General features: G+C 59.2%; 13 protein-coding genes and 1 pseudogene. 5 read left to right on the top strand and 9 right to left on the bottom strand.

Translation table 11 applies throughout. The annotated features are described in order from the left end of the window. The 7 genes from CAF63_RS05605 to CAF63_RS05575 form a co-directional block, all read right to left on the bottom strand. Entirely contained in the window at positions 1-1,104 is a 1,104-nt protein-coding gene (locus CAF63_RS05605) for an ABC transporter ATP-binding protein (protein WP_064381731.1), read from the bottom strand. A gap of 146 nt (positions 1,105-1,250) precedes the next feature. Further along, the gene (locus CAF63_RS05600) at positions 1,251-2,081 is read right to left on the bottom strand and encodes a carbohydrate ABC transporter permease (RefSeq protein WP_007957423.1); all 831 of its coding nucleotides are present in this window, start codon (positions 2,079-2,081) and stop codon (positions 1,251-1,253) included. An 8-nt stretch (positions 2,082-2,089) separates the two neighbouring features. Continuing rightward, complete coding sequence (locus tag CAF63_RS05595; RefSeq protein WP_085683958.1) at positions 2,090-3,016, bottom strand: carbohydrate ABC transporter permease; 927 nt, start codon at positions 3,014-3,016, stop codon at positions 2,090-2,092. A 152-nt stretch (positions 3,017-3,168) separates the two neighbouring features. After that, the gene (locus CAF63_RS05590) at positions 3,169-4,479 is read right to left on the bottom strand and encodes a sugar ABC transporter substrate-binding protein (RefSeq protein WP_085683725.1); all 1,311 of its coding nucleotides are present in this window, start codon (positions 4,477-4,479) and stop codon (positions 3,169-3,171) included. 225 nt (positions 4,480-4,704) lie between these two features. Then, positions 4,705-5,610 carry an AraC family transcriptional regulator gene (locus CAF63_RS05585; protein WP_085683724.1) on the bottom strand — a complete coding sequence of 302 codons (906 nt, stop codon included), beginning with the start codon at positions 5,608-5,610 and terminating at the stop codon, positions 4,705-4,707. 81 nt (positions 5,611-5,691) lie between these two features. Continuing rightward, a complete protein-coding gene (locus CAF63_RS05580; protein WP_085683723.1) occupies positions 5,692-6,981 on the bottom strand; it encodes a glycosyltransferase in 1,290 nt (429 codons plus the stop codon). 94 nt (positions 6,982-7,075) lie between these two features. Continuing rightward, on the bottom strand, positions 7,076-7,441 hold the full coding sequence (locus CAF63_RS05575) for a response regulator (protein WP_085683722.1): 366 nt from the start codon (positions 7,439-7,441) through the stop codon (positions 7,076-7,078). 263 nt (positions 7,442-7,704) lie between these two features. Between CAF63_RS05575 and CAF63_RS05570 the strand changes: the two genes are divergently transcribed. The 5 genes and pseudogenes from CAF63_RS05570 to CAF63_RS05555 all read left to right on the top strand — a co-directional run bounded on the left by CAF63_RS05570 (position 7,705) and on the right by CAF63_RS05555 (position 14,217). After that, positions 7,705-11,196: a response regulator gene (locus CAF63_RS05570; RefSeq protein ID WP_085683721.1), complete on the top strand. Its 3,492-nt coding sequence runs from the start codon at positions 7,705-7,707 to the stop codon at positions 11,194-11,196. Beyond that, the gene (locus CAF63_RS05565; RefSeq protein ID WP_085683720.1) at positions 11,196-12,029 is read left to right on the top strand and encodes a protein-glutamate O-methyltransferase CheR; all 834 of its coding nucleotides are present in this window, start codon (positions 11,196-11,198) and stop codon (positions 12,027-12,029) included. The genes CAF63_RS05570 and CAF63_RS05565 overlap by 1 nt, the downstream gene beginning before the upstream one ends. Continuing rightward, positions 12,026-12,484 (top strand): annotated as a pseudogene (locus tag CAF63_RS28935) (chemotaxis protein CheB); the annotation flags it as partial. The gene CAF63_RS05565 and the pseudogene CAF63_RS28935, both read left to right, overlap by 4 nt. A 96-nt stretch (positions 12,485-12,580) precedes the next feature. Further along, positions 12,581-13,795 carry a hybrid sensor histidine kinase/response regulator gene (locus tag CAF63_RS05560; protein WP_256574492.1) on the top strand — a complete coding sequence of 405 codons (1,215 nt, stop codon included), beginning with the start codon at positions 12,581-12,583 and terminating at the stop codon, positions 13,793-13,795. A gap of 44 nt (positions 13,796-13,839) precedes the next feature. Next, complete coding sequence (locus tag CAF63_RS05555) at positions 13,840-14,217, top strand: response regulator (protein WP_085683718.1); 378 nt, start codon at positions 13,840-13,842, stop codon at positions 14,215-14,217. A 13-nt stretch (positions 14,218-14,230) separates the two neighbouring features. On the opposite strand, the gene CAF63_RS05550 is transcribed toward CAF63_RS05555, so the two are convergent. Together CAF63_RS05550 and CAF63_RS05545 are read right to left on the bottom strand one after the other, a co-directional pair. Next, complete coding sequence (locus tag CAF63_RS05550) at positions 14,231-15,901, bottom strand: ATP-binding protein (RefSeq protein ID WP_085683717.1); 1,671 nt, start codon at positions 15,899-15,901, stop codon at positions 14,231-14,233. Next, positions 15,898-17,400 (bottom strand): ATPase domain-containing protein, encoded by a 1,503-nt coding sequence (locus tag CAF63_RS05545; protein ID WP_085683716.1) that lies wholly within the window; start codon positions 17,398-17,400, stop codon positions 15,898-15,900. The genes CAF63_RS05550 and CAF63_RS05545 overlap by 4 nt, the downstream gene beginning before the upstream one ends. Positions 17,401-17,465: the final 65 nt, after the last annotated feature.

Below are 17,465 nucleotides of genomic sequence, written 5' to 3'. Positions count from 1 at the left end.
TCAGGCGGCCGCGCGCAGAGGGCGGGTCAGCGCCACGCCGTCGGCATCGAACAGGTGGCAGTGGGCAGCGTCCAGGTGCAGGTTCAGTTGTTCGCCGTAACGGCTCGCCAGATCGCCGCGCACGCGCATGGTCAGGGCTTCGCCGGCGTTGGTCTTGACGTGGCAGAAGGTGTCGCTGCCCAGCCGCTCGCTGACGTCAGCGGTAACTTGCAGTGTGCAATCGCCCGCTTGCGCCAGTTCCAGATGTTCCGGGCGAATGCCCAGGGTCACGGCGCTGCCGACGCTCAGGTTCGACGCGTTGAATGGCAGGGTGATGCGAGTGCCGGCGTCCAGCGAAACTTCGCAGCTCGCGCCATCGATCCGCGCGATCTGGCCTTTGAGGAAGCCCATTTTCGGCGTGCCGAGGAAACCGGCGACAAACAGATTGGCGGGGTTGTGATACAGCTCCAGCGGCGAACCGACCTGTTCGATCTTGCCGCCGTTGAGCACCACGACCTTGTCGGCCATGGTCATGGCTTCGACCTGATCGTGGGTCACGTAGATCATGGTCGCTTTGAGGTCCTTGTGCAGGCGCAGCAGCTCAAGGCGCATTTGCACCCGCAGCGCGGCGTCGAGGTTGGACAGCGGCTCGTCGAACAGGAAGATTTTCGGGTTGCGCACGATCGCGCGACCGATGGCCACACGCTGACGCTGGCCGCCGGACAACTGTTTCGGCTTACGCTCAAGCATCGGGCCCAGTTCGAGAATCCGTGCCGCTTCACCGACTTTTTTCTCGACTTCGGCTTTCGGTACGCCGGCCAGGTCGAGGGCGAACGACATGTTTTTCTTCACGGTCATGTGCGGATACAGCGCGTAGGTCTGGAACACCATCGCCAGATCGCGCTTGGCCGGACTGACTTCGGTGATGTCGCGCCCGTCCAGTTCGATGGTCCCGCCGCTGACTTCTTCCAGGCCGGCGATCAGTCGCAGCAGGGTGGATTTGCCGCAGCCCGACGGGCCGACGAACACCACGAATTCCTTGTCGTTCACCTCAAGGTCGATGCCCTTGATGATGGAAAAACCTTCAAAGCCTTTTTGCAGATTCTTGATTTTCAGGTTGGCCATGGTGATGGGCCTCCACAATTTTTATTCAGTTGAACCGGATGGGCTTTTCTGTAGGAGTGAGCCTGCTCGCGATGGGGCCGTGTCAGTCGACATCATTGTTGCAAGACACACCGCTATCGCGAGCAGGCTCGCTCCCACAGGGGCATTCATTTCACGGCGCCGAACGACAGGCCGCGCACCAGTTGTTTCTGGCTGATCCAGCCGAAGATCAGGATCGGCGCGCAGGCCAGGGTCGAGACAGCCGACAACTTGGCCCAGAACAAGCCTTCGGGGCTTGAGTAGGAGGCGATCAACGCGGTCAGCGGCGCGGCTTTGGACGAGGTCAGGTTCAGCGACCAGAACGCCTCGTTCCAGCACAGGATCAGCGACAGCAGCACGGTCGAGGCCAGGCCGCCCTTGGCGATTGGCAACAGTACGCGGAGCATTTCCTGGGCGAGGGTGGCGCCGTCGAGGCGGGCGGCTTCGAGGATGTCCTTGGGGATGTCCTTGAAGTAGGTGTAAACCATCCAGACCACGATCGGCAGGTTGATCAGCGTGTAGATCACGATCAGTGCGATGCGCGTGTCGAGCAGGCCGAAACTCTTGGCCAGCAGGTAGATCGGCATCAGCACGCCCACCGGCGGCAACATCTTGGTGGAGAGCATCCACAGCAGCGTGCCCTTGGTGCGCTGGGTTTCGTAGAACGCCATCGAGTAGGCCGCCGGCACCGCGATCAGCAGGCAAAGAGCCGTAGCGCTGAAGGAAATCACTACCGAGTTCCAGGCGAAACTGAAGTAGTCGCTGCGCTCGTTGATGTGCAGGTAGTTCTCCAGCGTCGGCGTGAAGATGAACTGCGGCGGCGTGGCGAAGGCGTCGATTTCGGTCTTGAAACTGGTCAGCACCATCCAGAAGATCGGAAAGAAAATGATGATCGCGATGGCCCAGGCCAGTGTGCCGAGCAGCAGGCTTTGCAGCCGGCGGGATTGTTGAAGAGTCATGGCAGGCCTCAGGCTTTGTCAGTCAGGTTTTTGCCGATCATCCGCACCAGAATGATCGCGGCGATGTTGGCGATGACCACGGCGATCAGGCCGCCGGCCGAGGCCATGCCGACGTCGAACTGCACCAGCGCCTGGTTGTAGATCAGGTAGGCGAGGTTGGTCGACGCGTAACCGGGGCCGCCGTTGGTGGTGGTGAATATTTCGGCGAACACCGACAGCAGGAAGATGGTTTCGATCATCACCACCACGGCAATCGGACGTGCCAGGTGCGGCAGCGTCAGATGCCAGAAGATTGCGATCGGGCCGGCGCCGTCGAGGCGAGCGGCTTCCTTCTGTTCCTGGTCGAGGGACTGCATGGCGGTCATCAGGATCAGGATCGCGAAGGGCAGCCATTGCCACGAGACAATGATGATGATCGACAGCAGCGGGTAGTGGGCCAGCCAGTCCACCGGTTGCGCGCCGAACAGCTTCCAGATGTAGGCGAGGATCCCGGACACCGGGTGGAAAATCAGGTTCTTCCAGATCAGCGCACCGACCGTGGGCATGATGAAGAACGGCGAAATCAGCATCACCCGCACGATGCCGCGACCGAAGAACTCACTGGCCTCAAGCAATGCACTGATCAATACGCCGAACACCACGCTGATCAGCAGCACACTGCCTACCAGCAGTAGGGTGTTGGTGGCGCCGGGCATGAAGCCGGAGTCGGTCAGGAAGTAGGTGAAGTTTTCCAGCCCGACGAATTCGTTGGTGCCCGGGTCGAGCAGGTTGTAGCGGATCATCGAGAAATAGACGGTCATGCCCAGCGGCACGATCATCCACAGCAGCAACAGGGCCACCGAAGGGCTGACCAGAAACCAGCCGGGATTGGCCACACGGTTTTTGCGCCGGGGCTGCGACAGGTCGATGTGGGCTTTGGCAGTTGAAGTATTCATGGTGATCACAACCGAGTCATACAGACCTATGGAGATCCCCGGTGAGCGCGAGCTGGCTCGCGAAGGCGTCGTGTCAGACAACAAATGTTTCACTGAACACCGCTTTCGCGAGCAAGCTCGCTCCCACAGGAGGCAGGAGCGAGCTTTGCGGATTACTTCGGATAACCCGCGCGCTTCATCTCGCGTTCGGTGGTTTGCTGCGCGGCGGTCAACGCCTGGTCGACCGTGGTCTGGCCGATCAGCGCCGCCGAGAACAGCTTGCCGACCTGGGTGCCCACGCCTTGGAATTCAGGAATGGTCACCAGTTGAATGCCGATGTACGGCACAGGCTTGAGGGTCGGTTTGCTCGGGTCAGCCGCTTTCAGCGATTCCAGCGTGACCTTCGCAAACGGCGCGGCGCTCATGTACGCGTCGCTGTAGGTCGAGGCGCGAGTCCCCGGCGGTACGTTGGCGATGCCGTCGGTCTTGGCGACCAGTTCGCCGTACTCTTTGGAGGTAGCCCAGGCGCTGAATTGCTTGGCGGCGTCTTTGGCCTTGGAGCTGGTCGGAATCGCCAGCGCCCACGAGTACAGCCACGCCGAGCCTTTGTCGGTGACCTGATGCGGCGCGTAGGTGAAGCCGACGTGATCGGCGACCTTGCTTTGGGTCTTGTCGGTGACGAACGAGCCGGCGACGCTGGCATCGACCCACATTGCGCATTTGCCGCTGTTGAACAGGGCAAGGTTTTCGTTGAAACCGTTACTGGAGGCGCCCGGCGGGCCAGACTTCTTCATGGTATCGACGTAGAAATTCAGCGCGTTTTTCCATTCGGGACCGCTGAATTCCGGTTTCCACTGCTCATCGAACCAGCGCGCACCGTAGGCGTTGGCCACGGTGGTGATCAGCGCGATGTTCTCGCCCCAACCGGCCTTGCCGCGCAGGCAGATGCCGTACTGTTCCTTGTCCTTGTTGGTGAGTTTTTCGGCGAAGCCGGCGATCTGCTCCCAGGTCGGACGTTCCGGCATGGTCAGGCCGGCGTCCTTGAACAGGTCGGTGCGGTAATAGGTGATCGAGCTTTCGGCGTAGAACGGCAGGGCGTACAGCGAACCCTTGACCGACAGGCCTTCGCGCACCGACGGGAACACATCGTCGAGGGCGTAGCTGGCCGGCAGATCCTTCATCGGTTCCAGCCAACCCTTGGCACCCCAGAGTGCGGCTTCGTACATGCCGATGGTCAACACATCGAACTGACCGCCCTGAGTGGCGATGTCGGTGGTCAGGCGCTGACGCAGAACGTTTTCTTCCAGCACGACCCAATTGAGCTTGATGTCCGGATGCTCGGTCTCGAAAGTCTTCGAGAGCTTTTGCATGCGGATCATGTCGCTGTTGTTGACGGTGGCGATGGTCAGGGTCTGGGCGCCAAGGCTGACGCTGCTGAGGGTCATGCAGGTGAGGGCCAGCAGAGCTTTTGCAGTGGGTTGCATCGTGCACTCCTTTTCTGCACCCGGTGGGGGCAGAAGGACAGTTATTGTTTTTGTGTTCTTCCTCTGGGGAAGAATGTGCGCTGATTACAGCCTTCTGAAGCAGGGCTGACAAATCATCCCTAGCACTTGAATCGATACTTTTTTGCACTGGAGATTGGCGCAGCAAACGCAGGCAAGGGCGTTTCAGCAGGGCGGCAGGCATGAATCCGTACAGGTTTTACGGCGTCAGCCGTGGTTTTGCTCGGTCAGGCGCTGCACCACCAGCCGCCGATAATGCGAAGGCGTCATGCCTTTGAGCTGCTGAAAACGCCGATTGAAATTGGAAATATTGTTGAAGCCTGACTCAAAACACACCTCGGTCACCGGTTTATCACCGTCCGCCAGAAGTTCGCAGGATTTGCTGATGCGCAGGCGATTGACGAATTCGATGAAATTGCGCCCGGTGGCCTGCTTGAACACGCGGCTGAAATAGGTCGGCTTCATGCCCAGGTGGTCGGCGACTTCCTCCAGCGGCAACTCGCGGGCGTAGTGGGCGAAGATGTAATCGACCGCCCGGTTGGTGCGGTCGATGTTGTGCTCGTCGGCCAGTTGCGGGGTGGTTGCGCCTGACAGCAATTGGTAGTCGTCGCAGGCCGCCAGCAATTCCATCAGGATGAAAAAGTGCCCGAGACGGGTGATGCCGTTTGAATCAGCGATGCGTTGCATCAGGGTCATGGCCTGACGAATTGTCTGTGGGGAGCGGAATTCGATTCCGTATTGTGCGCGCTCCAGCAGCGGTGCCAGAGTCTTGAGTTCGGCAAACACCTGATGACCGCTTTCGAACAGCTCATCGGTGAAGTTGACCAGCATGTCGCGCTTCTCGACCACTTCGTCTTCGGCCACCTGGCTGATCCAGTTGTGCGGCAGATTGGGGCCAGTCAGGAACAGCGTCTGCGGGTAGAAGTTGCCGATGTAGTCGCCGATGAACACCTTGCCCGAACTGGCGACGATCAGGTGCAACTCGTATTCCTTGTGGAAGTGCCAGCGCACCAGCGGGCAGGGGAAGCCGTGCTGACGGTAGATGATGGACAAGCCATTATGGTCGTCCATCAGCTCGTAAGAAGGGTCGGTCACACGAGTGGTTCGGGTCATGACGGGGCGCTTTTATTGTTATCGCCCGGTGATCATGCCTCCTTGCGTGCCCGTTACGCCAGCAGGCGATTGGACGATGGCCTACTTGTTCTGATTTTTGGCCTCGATCCACTGAGCCATATACTGCGTGCTCTTGTGTGAATGGTGCCGCAGCATGCTTCCAATGAAGTTTTTACGTCTTAGTTGAGCAATGTTTTTTCGGCATTCCATCAGTTTGTCGATCAGTGCAGGCCCATGTATGGCTTGCGGATAAACATTCCTGAGAAGCGTGCCCCCTTGAGCCTGGGCTGCCTGCCAACGTGCCTCGTCCCGATAAAGTTCGACCGCCGTATTGGCAAGTTCCTGCGCCGTGCGGCAGACAGCGCCCGGCCACGGTTGGTCGGTGTGCATGCCTTCAGCGCCAATGGGGGTGGTGACACTGGGCGTACCGCAAAGCATCGCATCGATCAATTTGCCTTTGATACCGGCACCAAAACGCAAGGGCGCCAGGCAAATACGCGCATCGGACATGACCTGCAAGGCATCTTCGGCCCAGTTCATGATGTGAAACCCCTGGGCGGCGTTGTGCAGGGCCGCCGCCTTGGGCGGCGTGTAGGCGCCGTAGAGGTGCAATTGGGCTTTTGGCAGTTGCTCGCGGATCAGTGGCCAGACGGTGGATTTCATCCACAACACCGCGTCCCAGTTCGGCGCGTGGCGGAAGTTGCCGATACTGAGGAAGTGCGCACGCTCCTCGAAGGGTTTCGCTGGGGTGCTCGGTGGCTCGACCATCAAGGGGCACCAGTGCAACAGCTCTGGCGGCAGCTTGAACTGCTGCACCAGCAACTCGATTTCCACCTGCGAGATCATCAGGTTCAGGTCGCAGCGATACAGCGCGGCAATCTCGCGTTTGGCCAGATCGGTGTCCGCCATCAGCTCGAATTCTTCGGCCAGCGCCGGGGCAAACAGCTCTGCGAAGTCGTTGGTGTCGTCGCTGAGCTTGAGTCGGTCCTTCAATCGCTGGTGCCGTGCATGCCGCAGGCTTTGCAGGTCGGAGGTCTCCAGAACGCGCAGGGCGTCGGGACAATGCTTCTCGACGCGCCAGCCGAATTGTTCCTCGATCATGAACTGGTCGAACAGCACGATATCCGGGGCCAGGTCACTGATGAAGGTGTCGAAACTGCTGTTGTTCAGTTCGATCGGGACTTCACGGATGCCCAGTGCAGTCAGATCGGCGCGATGTTCCCCGGTGCCGGCCGGGCTGGCAAAGGTGATTTGCCAGCCCTGTTGCAGGAACGTCTCGAGAATCTGCATCACATGCCCGCTCGCGGCGGAGGAACGGGGTTCCGGCCAGACGTAACCAATGACGAGGACTTTGGTTGCGGGCTGACTCATGAAAAAGTGTTTCCTGAAGAACGAGAGGGAAGAAGAAAAACACGCGGATTAGAACATATCCTGAGGTTGAATCCGCGCTGCAAAGCCGCTTGTGTCAGTGTTGACCCAGAACGCTCTTCACCTTGTCGCGCAGTTGATCGATCGAGAAAGGCTTGCCGATGACATGCATATCCGTCGGCACTTCAATGGTCTCGGCATAACCGCTGGCAAACAGAATCGGCAGTGACGGGCGAATTGTGCGGGCTTCGATGGCCAGCTGACGGCCATCCATGATCGGCAGACCGACGTCGGTCATCATCAGATCAATGTGCTGATTCACATCCTTGAGGATTTCCAGCGCCTGGTCGCTGCCGTCCGCCTCCAGGACCTTGAACTCCAACTCCTCCAGTACATCGACGATCAGCATGCGCACGATGGCGTCGTCTTCTACTACAAGGATGGTGGACGTGGTGCTGGACATAATGGCGGCTCTCAAAAATGGGGGGCGGGGCGCCGGTCGATCAAAAATGCCGGGCTCTTGCATGAGTAAGTGGCGCATAGCCACAAGTTCCCGGATGGATACAAAAAAGAATAGGCGCAAACGGGTGGGCAAGGATAACCGCTGGCCTGCTATTCGGCGCAGGCAAATGTAGGAAAACGATACTAAAACTGTGAGAAAAATGGATCCATGCCGCTGTTTTGGGGCAAACTCCCTGGTTTTCAACAGTTCGACAAGGCTGCCACATGTCCTCTCCGTCTTCGGTTGATGAGCAACGGTTTCGCAAACTTCTGAGTCGCAACATCAGCCTGCCTCTGGGTGTGGGCGCGATCAGTGCCGTGTTCTTCGTCTCGCTGATCAGTTATCTGTTGTCGGTGATCCAGTGGGTGGAGCACACCGACCGGGTGATCAATAACGCCAATGAGGCGATGAAGCTCACGGTCGACCTGGAAACCGGCATGCGCGGGTTTCTGCTCAGTGGCGACGAGCACTTTCTGGATCCGTATGAAACCGCCAAACCGCGGATTGCCGTGGCGCTCAATACCTTGCTCGAACTGACGGCCGACAACCCGGTGCAGACCGATCGCCTGCGCCGCCTCCAGGCCCTGCAAACCGAGTGGACGACCTACGCGCAATCGATGATCGACCTGCAACGTGCCAGCGGCGACTACAAGGCAGCGGTCAAGGCCGGGCGTGGCAAACGCCTGACCGACGAAATCCGCAAGCAGTTCGAAGACGTGATCGAGACTGAGCAACTCTTGCGCACTACCCGCAATGAAGATGTCCGGCGCACGACGATCTGGAGTATCAGCCTGTATCTGCTGTTCATCGCGGGCATCAGTGGTTTGCTCGCCTACATTGGCCGGCGTGATCTGGTCAATCTGTCGCAAAGTTATGGCGCAACGCTGGCTGCGCAAGAGGCCAGCGCCCAGCGACTGGAACAGCAAGCCTGGCTACGCACCGGGCAGACCCAACTGGCGGAGCAGGTTCTTGGGCAATTGACGCTGAATCTGCTGGGTCGCAACATTCTGCAATTCTGTGCCGGCTACCTCGGAAGCGCGGTAGCCGCGCTGTATGTCCGCGAAGAGCACGGTGGCTTGAGACGTGTGGCGAGCTACGGTTTCTCCCGCGAGCAGGAAGAACTGCAACAGTCGATCTACAGCGGTGAAGGCATTGTCGGGCAGGTCGCGCAGCAGGCACATCTGATTCGTCTCGACTCGGTGCCGTCCGACTACTTCAAGGTCAGCTCCGGCCTCGGTGAAGGCTTGCCGCACAGCGTACTGGTGGTGCCGACCAGCGATGACGACCGGGTCAACGGCGTGATCGAACTCGGCTTCCTGCGCCCGCTTAATGAGCGTGATGTGGCACTTCTGGAACTGATCGCCGGCAACATCGGCACCTCCATCGAAGCCGCGCGTTATCGCCAGCGCTTGCAGGAAGTGCTGGCCGAAACCCAGCAACTCAACGAAGAGTTGCAGGTGCAGCAGGAAGAGCTGAAAACCGCCAACGAAGAGCTGGAAGAACAGTCGCGGATTCTCAAGGAATCCCAGGCGCATCTGGAAACCCAGCAAATCGAGCTGGAGCAGACCAACGAGCAACTGGCCGAACAGGCCCAGACTCTGGCCGAGCAGCGCGACGCCATGGATCAGAAGAACACCGAGCTCAATCAGGCCCAGGTACAACTCGAAGAACGCGCCGAAGAGTTGCAGCGTTCGAGCAAGTACAAGTCCGAATTCCTCGCCAACATGTCCCACGAGCTGCGCACACCGCTGAACAGCTCCTTGATCCTGGCCAAGCTGCTGGCGGAAAACCCGCAGGAAAACCTCAGCGCCGAGCAGGTCAAGTTTGCCGAGTCGATCTATTCCGCCGGCAACGATCTGCTCAACCTGATCAACGACATTCTCGACATTTCCAAAGTGGAAGCCGGCAAACTCGAAGTGATGCCGGAAAACACCAGCGTCGAGCGTCTGGCCGATAGCCTGCGCAGCCTGTTCGAACCGCTGGCAGCGGAAAAGAAACTGACGTTCAACGTCGAATTGCAGCCTGATGCACCGATCACCCTGTTTACCGACCGTCAGCGTCTGGAACAGGTGATCAAGAATCTGCTGTCCAATGCGGTGAAATTCACCGAGCACGGCACGGTCAGCCTGACCATCGCCGGTCAGCCGGACGATCGCATTGCCTTCATCGTGCGCGACTCGGGTATCGGAATTGCGCAGGATCAGCAGGAAAGCATTTTCGAAGCCTTCCGCCAGGCCGACGGCACCACCAACCGCAAATACGGTGGCACCGGATTGGGTCTGTCGATTTCCCGGGATCTGGCGACGCTGCTGGGCGGATCTATCAGTGTCAGCAGCGCGCCGGGGCAGGGCAGTGCCTTCACTCTGGTGCTGCCGCAGCAATACCGCGAGCCTAGTGACGCGCCGATAACGCCTTTGACCTTCACCCCGCCGGCCTCTACGCCGGTCATCGCACCCGTGGCGGCGGTTTCGCCTCTGGCGCCCGTCGATATCCCGCGCTTCAACGATGACCGCAACAAGGCACCGTTCAATACCCGCTGCATCCTGGTGGTGGAAGACGAGCCGAATTTCGCCCACATCCTCTACGACCTGGCCCATGAACTCGGCTATCAGTGCCTGGTTGCTCACGGCGCCGATGAAGGTTACGACCTGGCGAAAGAGTTCGTGCCGGACGCGATCCTGCTGGACATGCGTCTGCCGGATCACTCGGGTCTGACCGTTCTGCAACGCCTGAAAGAACACGCCGAAACCCGGCACATCCCGGTGCACGTGATTTCCGTGGAAGACCGTGTCGAAGCAGCGATGCACATGGGCGCCATCGGTTATGCGGTCAAACCGACCACTCGCGAAGAACTCAAGGATGTGTTCGCCCGTCTCGAAGCCAAACTGACGCAGAAGGTCAAACGCGTACTGCTGGTCGAGGACGACGATCTGCAACGGGAAAGCATCGCCCGCCTGATCGGCGACGACGACATCGAAATCACCGCCGTTGGCCTGGCGCAGGACGCGCTGGAACTGTTGCGCACGACGATATTCGATTGCATGGTCATCGACCTGAAGCTGCCGGACATGCTCGGCAACGATCTGCTCAAGCGCATGTCCACCGAGGACATATGCTCGTTCCCGCCGGTCATCGTCTACACCGGACGCAACCTGACCCGCGACGAAGAGGCGGATCTTCGTAAGTATTCACGCTCGATCATCATCAAGGGCGCACGATCGCCGGAACGCCTGCTGGACGAGGTCACACTCTTTCTGCACAAAGTCGAATCGCAGTTGTCCCATGAACGGCAGAAGATGCTCAAGACCGCCCGCAGCCGCGACAAGGTCTTCGAGGGGCGCAAAGTGCTGCTGGTGGACGACGATGTGCGCAACATCTTCGCCCTGACCAGCGCGCTGGAAACCAAGGGTGCAGTCGTGGTGATCGGCCGTAACGGTCGTGAAGCGATTGAAAAACTGAATGAAGTCGAAGACATCGACCTGGTGCTGATGGACGTGATGATGCCGGAAATGGATGGTTTCGAAGCCACCATGGAAATCCGCAAGGATCCGCGCTGGCGCAAGCTGCCGATCATTGCGGTGACGGCCAAGGCCATGAAGGACGATCAGGAGCGCTGCCTGCAGGCGGGCGCCAACGATTACCTGGCCAAGCCCATCGACCTGGATCGCCTGTTCTCGCTGATTCGCGTGTGGTTGCCGAAGATGGAACGCATTTAGTGGAAAGCCGTTATTCCGTGGAACGAAACAGCGAAATCGAATTGCGCTTGCTGATCGAGGCGATTTACCTCAAGTACAGCTATGACTTTCGCGATTACTCCGGCGCTTCGATCAAGCGCCGGGTGCAGCACGCGCTGAGTCAATTCGAATGCGCGACCATCTCGGCCTTGCAGGAGAAAGTCCTGCACGACCCGGCGGCGTTCATGCAGTTGCTGCAATTGCTGACGATCCCGGTCAGCGAGATGTTCCGTGATCCGTCGCACTTCCTGGCAATCCGTCAGGAAGTGGTGCCGCTGCTCAAGACCTATCCGTCGATCAAGATCTGGATCGCCGGCTGCAGCACCGGCGAGGAGGTCTACTCGATGGCGATCCTGCTGCGCGAAGAGGGCCTGCTCGACCGCACGATCATCTACGCCACCGACATCAACCCGCGCTCGCTGGACAAGGCCAAGCAGGGGATCTTTTCGATGGAAAACGTGCGCGCCTACACCGCCAACTATCAGCAGGCCGGCGGTCAGCGCTCGTTCGCCGACTACTACACTGCAGCCTATGGCTACGCGATTTTCGACAAGAGCCTGTGCGAGAACGTGACCTTCGCCGATCACAGTCTGGCGACCGATAGTGTATTCTCCGAAACTCAATTAATTTCATGTCGTAACGTGTTGATTTACTTCAATAAAAAACTTCAGGATCGAGCGTTCGGGTTGTTCCATGAATCGTTGTGCCACCGTGGATTCCTGGTATTGGGCAGCAAGGAAACTTTGGATTTTTCCGGCTACTCCAACCAGTTCGAGCCTCTGGTGAAACAAGAACGGATCTACCGCAAATCATGAACAGTGCAGCGGATTTGCCTCGGGTCGAGGCGATTGTGGTCGGAGCTTCCGCCGGTGGCGTCGAGGCGTTGCTGACGATGCTCGGTGCGCTGCCCGCCGGATTCAAGCTGCCGGTCATCATCGTGCTGCATTTGCCGGAAGAGCGACGCAGCCAGCTCGCTGAGGTGTTTGCCCGTCGCCTGGTATTGCCCGTTACTGAAGCCGTCGACAAGCAGGACATAAGCCCCGGCACGGTTTATTTCGCGACGCCGGGTTATCACTTGTCGGTGGAGCAGGATCGCAGCCTGTCTTTGAGCCTTGAGGACCGCATTCATCACTCACGTCCCTCGATCGATTACCTGTTCGAATCTGCCGCCGATGTTTATGGTCCCGCATTGGCTGGTGTTCTGCTGACCGGCGCCAACCACGATGGTGCGTGGGGGCTGGCGCAGGTCAAACGTCACGGCGGACTGACCATCGTTCAGGATCCCGAGGACGCTCAGGTCGCCACCATGCCTCAAGCGGCGCTTCCACGGCATCGGCCGTCTGCTTGTCGAGCTGGAACGAATCGCATGCTGAGTAATATCCAGGCAAAACTGCTGATCGTCGACGATCTGCCCGAGAACCTGCTGGCCCTCGAAGCGCTGATCAAACGCGAAGACCGCACCGTCTACAAAGCGCTTTCAGCGGACGAAGCGCTGTCGCTGCTGCTGCAACACGAATTCGCCATGGCCATTCTCGACGTGCAGATGCCCGGCATGAACGGCTTCGAACTGGCCGAGCTGATGCGCGGCACCGAGAAAACCAAGAACATCCCGATCATCTTCGTCAGTGCTGCCGGCCGTGAACTCAATTACGCGTTCAAAGGCTATGAAAGCGGTGCGGTGGACTTCCTGCACAAGCCGCTGGACATTCATGCGGTGAAGAGCAAGGTCAATGTCTTCGTCGACCTGTACCGCCAGAGCAAGGCGATGAAACAACAAGTCGAAGCCCTTGAGCAGAGCCGTCGCGAACAGGAAGCGCTGTTGCAGCAACTGCAAAGCACCCAGGGCGAACTGGAACAAGCGGTGCGCATGCGCGACGATTTCATGTCGATCGTCGCCCATGAAGTACGTACGCCGCTCAACGGCCTTATTCTCGAAACCCAACTGCGCAAGATGCACCTGGCCCGGGACAACGCCGCCGCGTTCACCCTCGACAAGATGCACGCCATGGTCGACCGCGACGAGCGCCAGATCAAAAGCCTGATCCGACTGATCGAAGACATGCTCGACGTTTCGCGGATCCGCACCGGCAAGTTGTCGATCCGACCGAGTCGCTTTGACCTCGTGCAGTTGGTGGGCACTCTGCTGGAGAATTTCGCCCAGCAGATCGAAGCCGCCGAGACTGAGGTCAGTTTCACCGCGAGCGAACCGGTGGAAGGGCAGTGGGACGAATTCCGTATCGAGCAGGTGGTGTCGAACCTGCTGACCAATGCCTTGCGTTATGGCGGTAAAAGTCCGATCCAGGTTCGGGTTTATCGCGAACAAGATGAAGCTCGGATCGAAGTTCAGGATCAGGGCATAGGCATCAGCGAAGAGAATCAGAAGCGCATTTTTCAACAGTTCGAACGGGTCTCCGCCAAGACGGTGGTGGCTGGCCTCGGGCTGGGGTTGTTCATTTCCGAACAGATCGTCGCCGCCCATGGCGGCTCCATCGTCGTCGAAAGCAAGATCAACGAGGGCGCCCTGTTTCGCGTCTGTCTGCCGCTCCAGGAAAACGGCAAAACAAACGCAACCTCTGAGTGACCACACGGTCGTATCAGCAGCTATTGAACGAACAAAGGCTTCCCATGAGCGTAGATGCACAAGATGTAGTACTCGTCGTCGAGGACGAACCGGTGATCCTGATGGTCCTGACAGACTATCTGTCAAGCCAGGGCTATCGCGTATTGCAGGCCGAAAACGGCGAGCAGGCGTTCGAGATTCTGGCGAGCAAGCCGCATCTGGACATGTTGATTACTGATTTTCGCCTGCCTGGCGGGATCTCTGGCGTGCAGATCGCCGAGCCCGCCGTCAAATTGCGCCCTGATCTGAAGGTGATCTTCATCAGCGGCTATCCGCAGGAAATCCGCGAGACCGGCAGCCCGATTACCCGCCGGGCGCCGATCCTGGAAAAACCATTCGATCTGGATGTATTGCAGGAGAAGATTCAGGAACTGCTGGCCTGAGGCGTCAACCGCCTCAGCTCTTGATCATTTCCCGCACCTTCGCCGTCAACAGATCGAAGGTAAACGGCTTGGTGATCATCTGCATGCCCGGGTCGAGGAATCCGCCGCGCACCGCGGCGTGCTCGGCATAACCTGTGATGAACAGGACCTTCAAGTCAGGCCGGTATTGCCGGCCGATTTCCGCCAGTTGCCGTCCGTTCATGCCCGGCAGGCCGACGTCGCTGATCAGCAGATCGATGCGCTGTTCCGAATCCAGAATCGGCACGGCACCGTCGGCATCGCTGGCCTCGACAAATCCATAACCCAGTTCACTCAATACTGCACTGACCAGCACGCGCACGGCCGGGTCGTCTTCGACGATCAATACGGTTTCGCCTTCCACGGCGTCGGGCGCCTGTTCCATATCCGTCGGTGCGTGAGGCAGTGATTCGCCCTGGAATCGCGGCAGGTAGAGTTTGACCGTGGTGCCTTCATCGATCTTGCTGTCGATCGACACATGACCACCGGACTGTTTGCTGAAACCGTAGATCATCGACAGACCCAGGCCGGTGCCCTGGCCGATCGGCTTCGTGGTGAAGAACGGGTCGAACGCGCGATTGATGACACTTTCCGGCATGCCGCAGCCATTGTCTGTGACGCTCAATACAACGTAATCACCCGGTTCAAGATTGCTGTAGGCCGCGGTGTAGTCTGGATCCAGCACCTGATTACCCGTCTCGACCACCAGATTGCCGCCGTCGGGCATCGCGTCGCGTGCGTTGATCACCAGGTTGAGCAGGGCGCTTTCCAGTTGATTGGGGTCGGCCTCGGCCACCCACAATTGTTCGTGCAGGCGCATGTCAAGGTGAATGCTTTCGTTGAGGCTGCGTTGCAGCAACTCACCCATCGATTGCACCAGATCGTTCATATGTACGGCTTTGGAATCCAGCGACTGGCGACGGGAAAACGCCAGCAAGCGGTGAGTCAGGCCAGCGGCGCGGTTGGCCGAGGTCACACCGAGGTCGATCAGGCTGTCGAGATCATCCAGGCGGCCACGTGCCAGCCGCCGGCGCAGCAATTCAAGACTGCCGATGATCCCGGTCAGCATGTTGTTGAAGTCGTGGGCGATACCGCCAGTGAGCTGGCCCACCGCTTCCATCTTCTGCGACTGGCGCAGAGCTTCCTCGTTGTGCCGCAGTTGCGCGGTGCGTTCCTCCACTTGTTGCTCGAGGGTTTCCAGCGTCGATTGCAGGCGACGCTCGCTATTGCTCAGATCGATCAGGCGGTCGCGGGCCTCGTACTGTCGTCGTCGTCCGCGCAGGGCGGTGGAGATCAGGCTGACCAAGGTGGCCGGATGGAAAGGGCGCTCAAGAAAAGTGACGTTGCCCAACAACTTGCTGAGCTGCGACGAAGGGCCTTGTTCGGATCCACCGTGATGGGTGAGCAGGACGATTGGCAAATCAGACCACGCCGGTTGTTGTTCAAGATACGACAGCAGGCACTCGAGTTCCGGACCATTAAGGGCCTCGGCAGCGATCAGCAGCAGACCGGCGCCGGGCTCGAGCTCGGTACAAAGGGTGGCCAGGTCGGGCGTGATCAGCCCACCGTATCCGGCCTCGTTGAGAATCATCAGCGCTACCTGGCTGTCGCGTCCCAGCGGCGCGAGGATCAGCGCCCGTTCCGATAGCGGTACGGTGACGGTCACAAGTTGTCATCCTTGAGCAACGGCTTGCTTGCACCGAGGTAGGTGGGCACGCCGCGCAATACACCCTGAAAGGCCTCCAAAGGCTCGCCGATGGTCATGCCTTGAGTGGAAATGCGGTATTCACGGATGGTCGATTCATGGCTGCCGGTGCGTTTCTTGATGATCGAAATCGCGCGACGCACCTTGCCCGCGGCTTCGAAGTAGCGCAGCAGAATTACCGTGTCGGCCAGGTAAGTGATATCGACCGGAGCATGCATGTCGCCGACCAGTCCATGCTGGGCGACGGTCATGAACGTCGCGGCGCCCTTGCGGTTCAGGTACAGCAACAGTTCGTGCATGTGCAGTACCAGCGCGTTTTCTTCGGGCATCGCGGCCTGATAGCCGTTGATGCTGTCGATCACCACGGTCTTGATGTCACCCTCATCGACACAGCGGCGTACGCGGTGGGAAAACTCGCCGGGGGACAGCTCGGCGGCGTCGACCTGTTCGATCAGCAGGTTGCCGGTGGCCTGCAGGGCCTTCAGGTCGATACCGATGTTTTTCATGCGCTCGAACAGCAGGCCCAATTCTTCGTCAAAAATGAACAGGGCAGCCTTTTCACCGCGCGCCACGGCAGCCGCCGCGAAAATCATGGTGATCAAGGATTTGCCTGTCCCTGCCGGGCCCAGAATCAGCGTGCTGGAGCCGGTCTCGATACCGCCGCCCAACAGAGCGTCCATTTCCCTGATGCCGCTGGACAGCTGCAGCCGCGGGTAGTCGCTGCGGTGCTCCGCCGCCACCAGACGCGGGAAAACGTGCACGCCATCGCCCGTGATGGTGAAGTCATGGAAGCCGCCACGGTATTTCTGGCCGCGATACTTGATCACCCGCACGCGACGGCGTTCGGCACCGTAGTTGGGGGTCAGTTCTTCGAGGCGGATCACACCGTGAGCGACACTGTGAACGGTTTTGTCGAGGGATTCGGTGGTCAAGTCATCCAGCAGCAAAACCGTGGCGTCGTAGCGCACGAAGTAATGCTTGATCGCCAGGATCTGACGGCGGTAGCGCAGGGAGCTTTGCGCAAGCAGGCGGATTTCCGAGAGGCTGTCGAGTACGACCCGGGTGGGCTTGAAGCGCTCGACCACTTCGAAAATCTGTTTGGTCGCTTCGCCCAACTCAAGGTCCGAGGAGTACAACAGGCTTTGCTGATGCTCGGCGTTGAGCAGGCTTTCCGGAGGCGTCAGCTCGAAAATCTCGATGTTTTCGTCCAGTTCCCAGCCGTGGGACGCCGCACCCTGGCGCAATTCGTGCTCGGTTTCGGACAGCGTGATGTACAACGAACGTTCGCCGGCAAGGGCGCCGGCCAGCAGAAAATGCAACGCGACGGTGGTTTTACCGGTTCCAGGCTCGCCCTCCAGCAAGAAAACATGACTGCGAGACAAACCACCGGCCAGGATATCGTCGAGACCCTCGATGCCGGTGGCGGCTTTTGCACTGTTCAACGCGTTCGATGTAGACAAAAAATGCCCTCTCATGACTAGGGGAAACGAGACAGCGGGCGCCGGACGCCGTTTGGCACTGCCTG

The sequence above is a fragment of the Pseudomonas sp. B20(2017) genome (assembly GCF_002113125.1).
GTDB lineage: Bacteria > Pseudomonadota > Gammaproteobacteria > Pseudomonadales > Pseudomonadaceae > Aquipseudomonas.
Note: the sequence above shows the minus strand (reverse complement) of the source record. Positions and strands in the feature narration are given on the sequence as shown.

Coding starts and splice junctions, on each gene's coding strand:
- CAF63_RS05605 (WP_064381731.1), bottom strand. CDS start 1,104: ATGGCCAACCTGAAAATCAAGAATCTGCAAAAAGGCTTTGAAGGTTTT.
- CAF63_RS05600 (WP_007957423.1), bottom strand. CDS start 2,081: ATGACTCTTCAACAATCCCGCCGGCTGCAAAGCCTGCTGCTCGGCACA.
- CAF63_RS05595 (WP_085683958.1), bottom strand. CDS start 3,016: ATGAATACTTCAACTGCCAAAGCCCACATCGACCTGTCGCAGCCCCGG.
- CAF63_RS05590 (WP_085683725.1), bottom strand. CDS start 4,479: ATGCAACCCACTGCAAAAGCTCTGCTGGCCCTCACCTGCATGACCCTC.
- CAF63_RS05585 (WP_085683724.1), bottom strand. CDS start 5,610: ATGACCCGAACCACTCGTGTGACCGACCCTTCTTACGAGCTGATGGAC.
- CAF63_RS05580 (WP_085683723.1), bottom strand. CDS start 6,981: ATGAGTCAGCCCGCAACCAAAGTCCTCGTCATTGGTTACGTCTGGCCG.
- CAF63_RS05575 (WP_085683722.1), bottom strand. CDS start 7,441: ATGTCCAGCACCACGTCCACCATCCTTGTAGTAGAAGACGACGCCATC.
- CAF63_RS05570 (WP_085683721.1), top strand. CDS start 7,705: ATGTCCTCTCCGTCTTCGGTTGATGAGCAACGGTTTCGCAAACTTCTG.
- CAF63_RS05560 (WP_256574492.1), top strand. CDS start 12,581: ATGCTGAGTAATATCCAGGCAAAACTGCTGATCGTCGACGATCTGCCC.
- CAF63_RS05555 (WP_085683718.1), top strand. CDS start 13,840: ATGAGCGTAGATGCACAAGATGTAGTACTCGTCGTCGAGGACGAACCG.